This window comes from Streptomyces sp. MK37H (genome assembly GCF_018035285.1).
GTDB lineage: Bacteria > Actinomycetota > Actinomycetes > Streptomycetales > Streptomycetaceae > Streptomyces > Streptomyces endocoffeicus.
In genome coordinates this window covers 1-12,219 of record NZ_JAAAYH010000276.1, presented here as the reverse complement: position 1 = coordinate 12,219, position 12,219 = coordinate 1, and the positions used below count along the sequence as shown (strand labels likewise).

10 protein-coding genes and 1 pseudogene are annotated in these 12,219 nt (G+C 73.2%); 1 reads left to right on the top strand and 10 read right to left on the bottom strand.

Annotated features, from left to right (window positions below):
* From GWI24_RS30220 to GWI24_RS30200, 5 genes are all read right to left on the bottom strand, one after another.
* Positions 1-522 (bottom strand): lysylphosphatidylglycerol synthase domain-containing protein (locus GWI24_RS30220; RefSeq protein WP_210949063.1); only part of this gene is annotated, 522 nt, incomplete at its 3' end.
* A 21-nt stretch (positions 523-543) separates the two neighbouring features.
* Positions 544-1,761, bottom strand: a complete 1,218-nt coding sequence (locus GWI24_RS30215) for a glycosyltransferase 87 family protein (protein WP_210949062.1) — start codon at positions 1,759-1,761, stop codon at positions 544-546.
* Entirely contained in the window at positions 1,758-3,248 is a 1,491-nt protein-coding gene (mptB, locus tag GWI24_RS30210; RefSeq protein WP_210949061.1) for a polyprenol phosphomannose-dependent alpha 1,6 mannosyltransferase MptB, read from the bottom strand. The genes GWI24_RS30215 and mptB overlap by 4 nt, the downstream gene beginning before the upstream one ends.
* A gap of 21 nt (positions 3,249-3,269) precedes the next feature.
* A complete protein-coding gene (locus GWI24_RS30205; protein WP_210949060.1) occupies positions 3,270-4,511 on the bottom strand; it encodes an NAD(P)/FAD-dependent oxidoreductase in 1,242 nt (413 codons plus the stop codon).
* Positions 4,508-4,705 carry a ferredoxin gene (locus GWI24_RS30200; protein ID WP_210949059.1) on the bottom strand — a complete coding sequence of 66 codons (198 nt, stop codon included), beginning with the start codon at positions 4,703-4,705 and terminating at the stop codon, positions 4,508-4,510. Before GWI24_RS30200 ends, GWI24_RS30205 begins: the two co-directional genes overlap by 4 nt.
* Positions 4,706-5,054: 349 nt before the next feature.
* Between GWI24_RS30200 and GWI24_RS30195 the strand changes: the two genes are divergently transcribed.
* Entirely contained in the window at positions 5,055-6,983 is a 1,929-nt protein-coding gene (locus GWI24_RS30195) for an FUSC family protein (protein ID WP_210949058.1), read from the top strand.
* 6 nt (positions 6,984-6,989) lie between these two features.
* On the opposite strand, the gene GWI24_RS46640 is transcribed toward GWI24_RS30195, so the two are convergent.
* From GWI24_RS46640 to GWI24_RS30175, 5 genes and pseudogenes are all read right to left on the bottom strand, one after another.
* Positions 6,990-9,365, bottom strand: a complete 2,376-nt coding sequence (locus tag GWI24_RS46640) for an NlpC/P60 family protein (RefSeq protein WP_210949057.1) — start codon at positions 9,363-9,365, stop codon at positions 6,990-6,992.
* A 239-nt stretch (positions 9,366-9,604) separates the two neighbouring features.
* Positions 9,605-11,110: an AlkA N-terminal domain-containing protein gene (locus GWI24_RS30185; RefSeq protein WP_210949056.1), complete on the bottom strand. Its 1,506-nt coding sequence runs from the start codon at positions 11,108-11,110 to the stop codon at positions 9,605-9,607.
* An 82-nt stretch (positions 11,111-11,192) separates the two neighbouring features.
* On the bottom strand, positions 11,193-11,417 hold the full coding sequence (locus GWI24_RS45690) for a hypothetical protein (RefSeq protein WP_247617072.1): 225 nt from the start codon (positions 11,415-11,417) through the stop codon (positions 11,193-11,195).
* 58 nt (positions 11,418-11,475) lie between these two features.
* Positions 11,476-11,607: pseudogene (locus tag GWI24_RS45685) on the bottom strand (NUDIX hydrolase); the annotation flags it as partial.
* A gap of 108 nt (positions 11,608-11,715) precedes the next feature.
* On the bottom strand, positions 11,716-11,895 hold the full coding sequence (locus tag GWI24_RS30175) for a hypothetical protein (RefSeq protein ID WP_247617070.1): 180 nt from the start codon (positions 11,893-11,895) through the stop codon (positions 11,716-11,718).
* Positions 11,896-12,219: the final 324 nt, after the last annotated feature.

Here is a 12,219-nt window from a genome sequence, read left to right as displayed (position 1 = left end):
GAGCAGCGGGCCCAGCCGCAGCGCCTCGGGAAACGCCACGAGCAGCACCAGCAGCAACCCCACCCGGGCCGTGGCCTCCGCCAGGAAGTACAGGGCGAGCGCCGCCGAGGAGCGGGCGGGCGGCAGCCCGCAGCCCGTCATGAACCGGATGTTGACCGCACTGGCGCCGATCCCCGACGGCAGCAGATGGTTGGCCGCCCCCGCGGCGAACTGGGTGGCGAACAGCCGCCTGGCCGGCAGCCGCTCCAGCACCGTGCCCTGCCGGGCGAACGACACCGCCACCCAGCCGAGCCCGGTGGTCGCCACCGCCGTCAGCAGCCAGTACGGATTGGCGGTGAACATCTGACGGGCGCCGGAGCCGATCAGCGATCGGTGCTGGACCACCCAGACAGCCACGACGAGCAGTGGCAGCAGACACAGGATCCGGCGCAGCGGCAGCCGCCGGTACAGGGACCGGCGCTCCGTCCGCTCCGCGGGCCGGTCCAGGGGCTGCTCCACGGGGTGCGGCATCGCTTCAGGCATCGGTCCGGACACTCCTGTCGGTCATGGGATACGTGCCGGATACGGCTCTTGGCCCAGCATCGTCGCGGAACGCGCGCCGCGCAGCGGGAGCGCGATCAGCAGGCCGAGGCAGATCCACACATAGGTGTTGCTGCCGAGGAAGCCGTCCACCCCGGTGGAGTCGAACCGCCACAGCCACACCACACTGCTGCACAGCAGCACGTACACCACCGCACCGACCTGGAGCAGCAGCCTGCGCCGGGCCGGTGACGCGTCCGGCCGCAGCCCGCTGTCGACCAGCACCGCCAGGGCCGGAATCAGCCACACCAGATGGTGCACCCAGGTGATGGGGCTGATCAGGCAGGCGGTCACCCCGGTCAGCGCGAACCCGGCCCGCTCGTCCCCGACGGCCACCGCGCAGCGCACCCGGTGCGCCCAGACGGCCAGCACGGCGAGCACCCCGAGCGCCCACACCACCCCGCTCGGCGGCACCGGATCGACCAGCCGGGCCAGCACCCCTTCCCACGACTGGTTGGAGACGTAGGAGAGCACCCCGATCCGGTCGGTGTCCCACAGCGCCTCGGTCCAGTAGACCCGTGAGGCTCCCGGTGCCACCGCCAGGGCCAGCAGGGTGGCGGCCGCGGCGGTGCCCGTGGCGGTCGCGGCGGCGCGCCACCGCCGGGTGATCAGCAGATAGCCGATGAAGATGGCCGGGGTGAGCTTGATGGCGGCGGCGAGCCCGATACCGCAGCCGGCGTACCGGCCACGCCCCGTGGACAGCAGCCAGGCGTCGAAGAACACCAGCACCAGCAGCAGCAGATTGACCTGCCCGAAGCTGAAGGTGTCCCGCACCGGCTCCAGCAGGACGAACAGACAGGCCGCCACCACGAAGGCGAACCACTTGTTCCAGCCGTGCCGCTGGACGATCGGCCCGATCAGCCAGGTGAGCAGGGTGGCCGAGGCGGCCACGTTGAGCACCATGCTCAGGGTGATCGCGGCCGGCCAGGTGAACAGGGCCATCGGCAGCATGCACAGCGCGGCGAAGGGCGGATAGGTGAAGCCGTAGTCCGCCCCGTCCGCGCCGGGGATGGTGAAGTCGTAGATCCGGCCGTCCCGCAGCCAGTGGCCCACGGCGTCGTAGTAGACGTTGAGGTCGAACCAGTGCCGGTGCAGCGGGACGAAGGCCAGGAACAGCGCCACCGCCACGGAGAGGGCGAGCGCCAGGATCAGCCGTCCGCGTGAAGTGGTGGGCCCCGTCATGCCGAACGCTCCGATCGGTGGCCGCCGGGGACGGCGGGCAGCGCGTTGCCGGTGGCGAACCCCGGCGCGTGCCGTACGCACCACAGCGCGCACACCGCCAGCACGCCCCCGCACACGGCGTACGTCAGCTGCCGCGAATCCGGCGCGAACCCATTGGGCAGTACGGCCAGTGCGAGCACCCCACTCCCGGCCACCACCGCCTTGCGCACCGTTCCGCCAGGACCGGCCGCCGCGATCACGAACAGCCCCCACAGCACGTACCAGGGCCGGATCGCCGGGCCCAGCACGGCCACCGCGATCAGGCTCAGCCCCAGCGCGTACACCGGCCGGGGGCGGGGCGGCCGCAGCCAGGCGGCCCCGATGGCCACCGCGGTGGCCAGCAGCCCCAGACCGTGCCACGCGGGCGCGGCCAGCGGCGCCAGACCGCTGCCGACGGCCTCCAGCAGGGCGCCGGTGGCGCGGCCGAGCGTGCTGGTCAGCGCCCAGTTGTCCGGTGAGGCCGGGGTGGTGAGCGCGGAGATCCAGCCGTAGCCGGTGCCGGTGACGGCCGTCGCCACTCCCGTGGTGGCCAGGGACAGCGCGGCGGTGGCCGCCACGGCGCCGACGCGGCGCCTGCGGCCCTCCACCCGGCGCGCCCACAGCGTGGCGACGGCCAGCAGCCCCAGCGCCGCCGGGGCCTTGACCAGGGCGGCGAGCGTGACCAGCACCGCGCCACAGGCCGGCCATCGGCCCGTCGCGGCCACCAGCCCGGCCCCGAGCAGCCCGAGCATCACGGCATCATTGTGCGCCCCACCCACCAGATGCAGCAGCAGGAGCGGGTTGAGGCCGCCCAGCCACAGGGCGGCGCTCGGGTCGGTGCCGCAGCGGCGGGCCAGAACGGGCAGCGCGAGCACCATCAGCGCCACCCCGAGCAGCGCGATCAGCCGCAGGCCGATCACCCCGAGCGACGGCTCGGCGCGCGAGGCGTGGGCGATGGCCGATTCGAAGGCCAGCGAGACCGGGCCGTACGGCGTCGGGGTGTGCTGCCACACCGGCGCCACCTCGTCCGCCAGCGGCCCGCCGAGGCGGATGGGGCCGTGGGTGTAGACGTCGATGCGGGCGTGCACCATCGCGCCCTGGGCGAGGTAGCTGTACACATCCCGGCTGAACATCGGCGGTCCGGGCAGCAGGGGAGCCGCCCAGGTGGCGAGCGTGATCAGCAGGGAGCGGGGGCCGGGCGGCCTCGGCCCGCGCACCTCGCGCCCGAGCAGCCACCACGCCGCGATCAGCAGCACCAGCCCGAAATAGGTGCTGATCAGCCCGAGCGCCTCGCTCCCGGAGTCAGGAGTGAGGGCGTCCCCCACCGGTAGCGCTCCGGCCGTCGCTCCGCCCGCTGCCAGGGCCACCGACCCGGCGAGCCCGAGGAGCCGACAGTGACCAGGAGCGACGGCGACACGTTGCAGGAGAAGACGACGGACCAGCACCCACCCAGCCTCGCGAGAGCGCATGGCCGGAAATTGACGTCGCGGTCACCGGAGGCTGGCCGAGAGGTGTCGGCCGGGCCACACCGCCTGGGGAGCGGGCAGGATCGATGCCCACGGTGCCCGGTCAACCACGAGTTGACGCAGTTTGCGCAGCTCGCACGGGCTGTTCCAGCCGAGCACCCCGACCACCCGGCCCCGGTGTCCATAGGCGACGACGAAGTGGCCGCCCTCGAGCTCGCCGTGGAGCACGGCGAGTTCGGCGTCGGCGGGAAAGATGCCGTACGCCTGGATATGGGCGTCGTACTGATCGGTCCAGAAGTACGGCACGGGGGCGAACGGCTGGTTCTCGCCGAGCACATTGTGGGCGACGGCCCGCGCCTGTTCCGTGGCGTTCAGCCGGTGTTCCAGCCGCATCCGGCAGCCGAAGTGATTGTTGTGCCACGAGGCGACATCACCGGCCGCGTAGACGCCGGGCGCCGCGCGGCAGGTGGGATCGCATTCGACACCGTTGCCCAGCTCAAGACCGGATCCGGCCAGCCAGCCGATCGCCGGGGCGGCACCGATGGCGACCACCACGACATCGGCGTCCAGCAGTGTGCCGTCGGTGAGTTCGAGACCGGTCACCCGGCCGCCGGATTCGAAGAACCGCCGCACCCCGGTGCCACAGCGCATGGACACCCCGTTCTTCTTGTGCAACTGCCCGACCAGGGCGGCTATCCGGTCGCCGAACTGCCGCCGCATCGGCATCGGCCGGGGGTCGATCATGGTGACGTCCAGCCGCATCCTGCGGGCCGCCGCCGCGGCCTCCGAGCCGAGAAAGCCCGCGCCGACCACCGCCACCCTCACACCGGGCTTGCGGCGCAGGTCGGCGCGCAGGGCGAGGGCGTCGTCGAGGGTGCGCAGCAGATGCACCCCGGCCAGATGGTGGGCGCCGGGCAGGCTGTTGGGGGTGACACCGGTGGCGATGACCAGGGCGTCGTAGGAGACGCTGTCGCCGCCGTCCAGCACCACCCGGCGGGCGTCGGTGTCCAGACCGGTGGCGGAGCTGCCGAACAGCAGCCGTGCGTCGAGGGCGGACAGCTCCTCGTCGGTGCGCAGCTTGATCCGGTCCGGCTCCCAGGTGCCCGCCAGGATCTGCTTGGACAACGGCGGCCGGTTGTAGGGAGTGTGGGGCTCGTCGCCGATGAGGGTGAGCCTTCCGTCGTACCCCTCGGTGCGCAGTGTGACGGCCGCGGTGAGCCCCGCGACCGAGGCACCCACGATCACGACGTTCCGCGGTGCGCTCACCAGTCGGCCAGTGCGATCGCCAGGGCGGGGCAGACGGCGGCCGCGTGACGGACGTCGTCGTGCAGCTCCGCCGGCGGGCGGTCGTCGAGGAGTACGGCGACACCGTCCTCGTCCCGCTGGTCGAACACGTCCTGGGCGGCGAGGACGCACTGCCCCGAGGCGACGCATTTGTCCTGATGCAAGGTCACCTGCATGGCGTTCTCCGGCGCTGGGGATCAACGGAAGGCGGTTACCAGACGAATGTTCGGTAACGGGCGGAAGGGAGGCTAGTTCTCCCGCGTACCCAGCACAACACGCTCCGCAAGAAGCTGGCCACGGAGCGAGACATATGAGCCTGGCATGTGCACCCCGAACAGGCCGACCGGCCGGTCCGGGAAGACTGTACAAAGCACCAGGTCACACCCGGGTCCGCGGGCCGAGGGCAGCTTGTGTGCGGGATGGGGCATCAGCGGCTCACATGGCGGAAATACGCAGGTTACGAAAGTCCCGCATTGCTCACGTACGGTTCTAAGAGCCCCACGATTTCCACCTCACGGAGGATCCTTGCGCGCGCGCCGCACACCGCCCGACTGGCTTACGCACCCCCTGCGCGGGGTGCGGGCGCTGCGGGGCCCCGTGCCCTGGGCGGCGGTGGTCCGCGGAGCCCTCGGCGTGGGACCGGTGGTGGCCGTCGGCGTGGCGTCGGGACACACCCCGTTCGGGATGCTCGGCGGGCTGGGGGCGATGTTCGCCCATATCAACGACCGCCCCGCCACCCGCGCCACCCGCGTCGTGCGCATCGGCCTGCCCGCCCTCGCCGGGGCCGTCGGGCTGCTGACCGGGGCCTGGCTGGGCACGCTGGGCCTCGGGATCTGGATCGCGCTCGCCCTCGCCACCGTCGGACTGGTCTCCGGCGCGATCAGCGCCATCGGCCCGGTCTGCTCCTCCGCCGGGGTGCAGCTGATGGTGCTCGCCGTCGTCGGCGCGGGCATGCCCCTCCCGGTGTCCCCGCCGGCCAGGGCGGGCCTGCTGCTCATCGGCGCCGCATGGGTGATCGCCATGGCCGCGCTGCTGCCCCGCGTCATCCCCTCGCGCCAGGCCGCGCCCTCCGGTGAACGGGAGGCGGTGGCCGCCGTGTACGACGCCCTGGCCGACCTGATGACGGCGGTCGGCACCGACGGCGGCCAGGCCGCCCGGCGCAAGCTGACCGCCGCCTACGACGCGGCGTACGAAGCCCTCTACGCCCACCGTCTCCCCCTGCACCGCGTCGACGAGGAGGAGCGGCGGTCGCGCGACCGGCTGGCGGTGGCCGGAGCGCTCAGCGAGGGCATCCTGACCCTTCTGTGGGAGGACGAGCCCGTCCCCGAGCGCATCGCGCGCACCCCCGCCCAACTGGCCCGCTCGGTACGGACCGGGCTGCCACCGGGCCGGCTGCCCGCCCCGGTGCCCGATACCGCGGGCAATGTGGCCATGCACCGGGCCGTGCTGCTCGCCGCCCGGGTGTTCGACGGCGAACCGGCGCCGCCCGTCGGCGCGGTGGTCCCCGGCCACCGGCAGCGGCTGCGCCGCGCGCTCGGCCCGGCGGGCCGGGAGTACGCCGCCCGGGTGGCCCTGTGCGTGGGCGTCAGCACCGCGCTCGCCCAGCAACTGCCGGGCGCGCACTGGTACTGGCTCCCCGCCACGGCCGCCTTCCTGGTCAAGCCCGACATGGGCCCGCTCGTCTCGCGGGCCCTCTCCCGCGCCTTCGGCACCGCCGTGGGCGTGGCCGTCTTCGGCGCCCTCGCCACGCTGCTCGCCCCCGGCGCGGGCGACCCCGGTATCTGGCCGGTGGCCGTCGCGGCGGTCTGCTCCGCGCTGATCCCCGTCTCCGTACGCCACTTCGCCCTGCAGACCGCCGTGCTCACCCCGCTGCTGCTCTCCCTGGTCTACCTCGGCGGCGACACCGACCCCGGGTTCACCCGGCTCACCGACACGCTGCTGGCCTGCGGTGTGGTCCTGGCCGCCGGGGCGCTGCCCGGGCTCGGCGGTCCGCGCGCCCAGGTGTCGGTGCGGCTGTCGCTCGCCGTCCGCGCCACCCGCGACCACCTCGACCGGGTGCTCACCGCCGAGGCGCCGTACGCCACCCGGCTGCGGCTGCGTCGCGAGGCCTACCGCGCGCTCGCCGACGCCCGCCGCGCGGTGGACGTGGCCAGCGCCGAACACCCGCCGTTCGGCCGGGACCTGGCGGCCTGGGCGCCGGTGGTGCTGGCGCTGGAGAAGATCGTGGACGCGGTAACGGCCTGCGGCGTACGGCTCGACCAGGGCGCCCCACAGCCCGATCCCGCCCTCACGGCCCGCCTGCGGGCCGCGCTGTCCGACCTGGCCGACGCCGTCGCCACCCGCCGCCCCCCGACGGACCTCGTCCTGCCCGCGGGGGCGGCGGTGGGCGACTGCGCGACCATCGCCGATGTCACCGCCGGGCTGCGCACGGTGCGCGACCTGGCGGCCCGTTGACCTCGCTCACCTCCCCGGCGGCGGATTGCCCGGCGCACAGAGCGGCACGCCGTCCTGCCACGCACCGCCCTTGAGATAGATGTTGCTGATCCATCCCTGGCGGTCGGAGAGATAGCTCCAGGCGTCGTTGGTGTAGCCCTCGGCCGTCACCTGCTCCGCGTGGACCTGGCACTGGACCCGCACCTGGCTGGGACCCTGAAGCGTGGTCACGGCCGGTGAGCCCTGCGCGGGGTCCCGGTGGACCCGTACGTCATCGCCCCAGGTGTTACGGAAGTCGACGTTGTCGCCGTAGCCCCCGCCCTGGTCGGTGTCGCATTCGGGAACGCCCTCGAGCCAGGCGCCGCCCCGGATGTAGATGTTGGACACCCATGCGTTGCGGTCCGGCAGATGGGCCCACGCGTTGTTGGTGACACCGTCCGCGGTGACCTCCTCGCCCCGCGCCTGGCAGTCGACGCGTACCGTCGTCGGCTTCGCCAGCGCGTCCGTCGCCTGGGCCTTCGAGGACGGACCGCTGCGCAATGTGACATCGGTGCCCCACGTCTGCCGCTGCGATCCGGCGCCGTCACCGGGCGGACGGCCCTGGCCCGGATCCCCGTCACACGCCGGGACACCCGGAATCCACTCCGGCCCCTTCACATAGATGTTGCTGACCCAACTGCCGCCGTCGTCCGGCAGATGCGACCACACATCGCTGGAGTAGCCCTCGGAGGTGACCCGCTCGGCACGCCGCTGGCAGTCGACGCGGATCCCCGTCGGGCCGGGGAAGGTGGAGTGCACCGCCGACCCGACGGACGGTTCGGTGTGGGTGCGCACATTGGTGCCCCAGGTGGATTGGGGCGCGTCACCGCCGCCGCCACCACCCGCGCCACTGATCCGCACGGCACCGGTGTAGTCGTCATGGCTGCGCAGCGGGGCCACCCGGATCTTCTCATCGGACTGCGGGGCCTCGGCGATCTGCCCGTTGCCCAGATAGATCGCGGTGTGGTGGATATTGCCCGCGGTGCCGAAGAACACCAGATCGCCGGGGCGCAGCGCGCCCTCGCCCTGCCCCGCCGTCATCCGCACCGGCCACGAGGCGTTGTACATCTGCTCCGCCGTGCGGTCGCCCAGCACGTCATAGCCGGCGGCCTTGTAGAACGCGTAGCGGACGAACCCTGAGCAGTCGAAGCCCTTGCGGTTCGGGTCGTTTCTGCTCCGTTCCGGGTCCGAGGAGTCCACATGGCCGAAGGTGGCCCCCGGCGGATTCACCCCGTGGCCACCGCCCCAGGTGTACCAGGTGTCCGCCCCGATCACCGCGCACGCCTCCTTGATGGCCGCGGCGCCCGTCGCGTCGGTGTCGCCGTGCGGTGCGCAGGACTTGTCGTTCGGGTCGTTCGGCGGCGCCGGAGGGTCGTCCGGCCGCCCCTGCGGGGGCGGCGGAATGTCCGGCGGGTTGGTGTCACCGGTCCCGGGGGCCGGTGGCGGTCCCGGGGGCACGGTGTTCCGTTCCGCCTGGTGCGTCAGCGCGGATTCCACCGCCTGGGCGCCGGTGGAGTCGGCGCCGCGGGCGTAGTCGCCGTGCGGCCCCTCGCTGTCCGCGGCCCGTTTGGCGATGTCGACCCAGTCCCCGGGCAGGGTCTGACCGGGTCGGTTGCAGAACTGGTCGTCCGTGCGGCAGATGTCGTGGTACCGGCCGTCGCCGAGGAAGCCGGAGAAGGTCTCCGGCACCGTGGCCCGCTGCAGCAATCCGCCGTCGGCCGGCTGGGCCTCGGCCGGGGTGAAGTCCGGCGTCACCGTCCGCATCTGACCGCTCTGCGCCATCCCCGCCTGGCCGTTGCTCCGGCTGGGATCGGCGACGTTCACCACGGCGGCCACGGCCTCCTGATTGGCCTGGAGCAGCGGATCCTGCATCGCCTGCTTCATCAGATGGGCACCCATGGAGTACCCGAGCAGGATGAGGTTGGTGCCCTTGCCGCAGGTGGTGTTGTACCAGCTCACCTCCTGGGCGAGCTTCTCCTTCCCCAGCCTCAGCGACTCGTTGTAGCCCGGCTCCCAGGGCCAGTACTGCAACGCGTTCGCGGGGTAGGAGAGATTGCGGATGTCCACGGCGTCGTCCGCCCGCGGATTGCCGTCCGGATCACGAGCAGCGGTGCCGATACCCTTCGCCTTCAGAGCGTCGGTGATCCCGCCGATGTACTGGCTGTTGACCGGGCTGCCCCAGGGAGCACCCGGCCCGGCCGAGGCGTCCGCGCCATAGGCGGAAATGACCACCCACGGCTTGCAGACGGTCGGCTGAGGCGGCGCCGGATCGGCGTGGGCCTGCTGCGGGATCCCTAGCAGCGCGCCCAGCAGGGCCCCGACACCGAGGATCCCCTGGACGACGCGCCCTCTTCTGTGTCCCATTGACGATCTCCCCCAGTTCGCTCTCGTCTCGTGCTCGTCGAGAGTGCTCGCTGTGCACGCTCTCAGCGGCATAAAGGGGCCGTAAAGCGACGTCGGACCGGGGTTTCAGAATGGGTTGGCGTTCTTCACGCCGGGGTCATCGATCTCACCGTGCTGTCATCGGGCTCTGCGTATCGATGAGTTGGCGGGTGCGGTGGCTCCCAGCGGCGGTGGCTCCCAGCGGGTGTCTCTCGGCGGGATCACGCGGGCCGGGGCCGCGGGGCGTTCCAGAGGTGGTGCATGGTGTACGAGCGCCAGGGCCGCCAGCCCTCGGAGTCCTCCAGATGCGCCCCGGCGCCGCGGGCCCCGGCCCGTACGGCGACATCCGACTCCAGCAGCACATCGGGGTCGCTCAGCGCCCGCATCCTGATGTAACCGGACGTCCAGGGGCCGATGCCGCGCAGCCCCAGCAGCTCCTTCTCGGTCCGGTCGCGGTCGGCGCCCGCGTCCAGCCGCACCGTGCCGTCCGCGAGCGCGGCGGCGAGCGTGCGCAGCGTGGCGCGGCGGCTCTCCGGCATGCCGAGCTCGGCGAGCGGCGCCTCGGCGAGGTCCTCCGCGCGCGGGAAGAGATGGGTGAGCCCGCCGTCCGGCCGCTCAAGGGGCTTGCCGTACGCGGCGACCAGCCCGTCGCCCAGCACCCGCCCGGCGGCCACCGAGACCTGCTGGCCGAGCACGGCGCGAAGGGCGAGCTCATGCGGGTCGGTGGTGCCCGGGGAACGCAGCCCCGGCCGCGCGGCCACCAGGGGTGCGAGCGCGGCATCGGCGCCGAGGCGCTCGGCGACCGCGTACGGATCGGCGTCCAGGTCGAACAGGCGCCGGATCCGCTGGATGGCGGTGGTCAGATCACGGAGCTCGGTCAGGCGCAGCCGACACTCCAGCCAGCCGTCGCCGGGCCGTTCGTCGACCTCGACGATGGCGCAGGCGTGCGGCAGCCGCAGCGTGCGGCGGTAGGTACGGGCGCCCGGTGCGCCCACCATCTCCTCCAGGCCGGTGAGGGCTCGCCGGGCGAGATAGTCGAAGACCTGCGTGGTGTCGTACGGACCGCGGTAGGCGAGCCGCAGCGGCACCCCGGCCGTTCCGCCATTCGTCCCACCGTTGGTCCCCAGCACCCCGCCGGGCGCCCCCACGGGCCCGGACAGGGAGGACTTCTCCGGCCGGGCGGCGCGCAGTTCGGTGGGGGTGGCGGCGTAGATCTCGCGCAGGGTGTCATTGAACTGCCGGACGCTGGAGAACCCGGCCGCGAACGCGATCTCCGAGGCCCGCAGCGCGGTGGTCTGCAGCAGGATCCGCGCGGTGTGGGCGCGCTGGGCGCGGGCGAGCGCCACCGGCCCGGCACCGAGCTCGGCGGTCAGCTGCCGCTGCACCTGCCGGGCGCTGTACCCGAGCCGCGAGGCGAGCCCGGCCACCCCCTCCCGGTCCACCACCCCGTCCCCGATCATCCGCATGGCGCGGCCGACGGCGTCCGCCCGCGCGTTCCAGTCGGCCGAGCCGGGCACGGCGTCCGGTCGGCAGCGGCGGCAGGCCCGGAACCCCGCGCCCTGCGCGGCGGCCGAGGTCGGGAAGAACCGGACGTTCTTGCGCCGGGGCGTGGTGGCGGGGCAGCTCGGCCGGCAGTAGATCCCGGTCGTGGCGACACCGAAGAAGAACTCGCCGTCGAACCGCGCGTCGCGGCTGCACACCGCCTCGTACCTGCTGTCGTCGCTCATCACACCTCCACTGTGCGCCCTGGGAGAGGAGGCGTGCTGGCGGAAATCGGACATGGCGCTCGCCGGGTGAACGCGCCCGGGGTCAGCTCCATCCCATCTCGGTGTAGCGGCGTCCCGCCCTGATCCCGTCGATCGCGGCCCGGGTGTAGGTGACGGTCGGCTCCGGCAGGCCGTCCAGCGGCCACCAGCCCCAGCCGACGCACTTGTCCGGCTCCAGGAGCTCCGGCTCGCCCCGCCACAGCCGGGCGCGGAAGACCATCCGCATTCGCGGCCTGGGTGCCAGGAGCGTCGATGATGTGGACGGCATGCACGAGCTCCACGTACTCGGCCTCGACCACCAGCCCCGGCTCCTCCCGCGCCTCCCGGATCAGACACGCGACGGCCGACTCCTGCTCGCAGTGACCGGCCAGGAAGTGGTACGTGGACGGTGCGTACGCCGAGTCGGGGTGGCGCAGCCCGAGCAGGACCTCGCCGTCGCGCTCCAGATACAGATGCACGCCGATGACGTGGGGCACCCGCCCACCGCGGTGGGTCTCGGGAGCCTGCTCGGGCGCCCGGGTGCGGGGACGGCGGCGTCGGCCCGGTGGTGAGCCCGGTCTCCTCCGTCAGCTCGCGCACGATCGCCTCCGCGGGGGTTTCGGCATCCTCCCGGCGCCGCCGGGGAGCGACCAGGTGCCCGGGTCGCAGATGGGCTTGTGCGCGTCGCGGAGATGGAGCAGGTACTGACCGCGCCGGTTGAGCAGCAGCGCGGCCGTCTGGCGCGGGTCATCAGCAGTCGTGGGCATGGGACCGCCTTCAGATACGGAGGGGAGGGAGGAACCGAGGGGCGATGCGGCGTGGTGGCATGCGGATCGGACAGCGCGGCGTTCGGACATACGCTCGGATCAACGAGGGTCCGCGCACCACGTCACGGCCCCGATCCACCGCCAACTGCCCCAGGGGCCCGGGGACCCGGGGCCGGACATGCGGGCGCTGCTAGAGTCGGCGACGTGACTGCCGGGTCGGCCATGGGCCACGCACGAGTGAGGCGCCCGGCCTCGGCGTGAGCCCGAGGCGGGCCAGAGGCCCGCCCCTTCCTCCGTGTCCTTCCTCCTGGCGCCCGTAAGTGG

Coding starts and splice junctions, on each gene's coding strand:
- GWI24_RS30215 (WP_210949062.1), bottom strand. CDS start 1,761: ATGACGGGGCCCACCACTTCACGCGGACGGCTGATCCTGGCGCTCGCC.
- mptB (WP_210949061.1), bottom strand. CDS start 3,248: ATGCGCTCTCGCGAGGCTGGGTGGGTGCTGGTCCGTCGTCTTCTCCTG.
- GWI24_RS30200 (WP_210949059.1), bottom strand. CDS start 4,705: ATGCAGGTGACCTTGCATCAGGACAAATGCGTCGCCTCGGGGCAGTGC.
- GWI24_RS46640 (WP_210949057.1), bottom strand. CDS start 9,365: ATGGGACACAGAAGAGGGCGCGTCGTCCAGGGGATCCTCGGTGTCGGG.
- GWI24_RS30185 (WP_210949056.1), bottom strand. CDS start 11,110: ATGAGCGACGACAGCAGGTACGAGGCGGTGTGCAGCCGCGACGCGCGG.
- GWI24_RS45690 (WP_247617072.1), bottom strand. CDS start 11,417: ATGCCGTCCACATCATCGACGCTCCTGGCACCCAGGCCGCGAATGCGG.
- GWI24_RS30175 (WP_247617070.1), bottom strand. CDS start 11,895: ATGCCCACGACTGCTGATGACCCGCGCCAGACGGCCGCGCTGCTGCTC.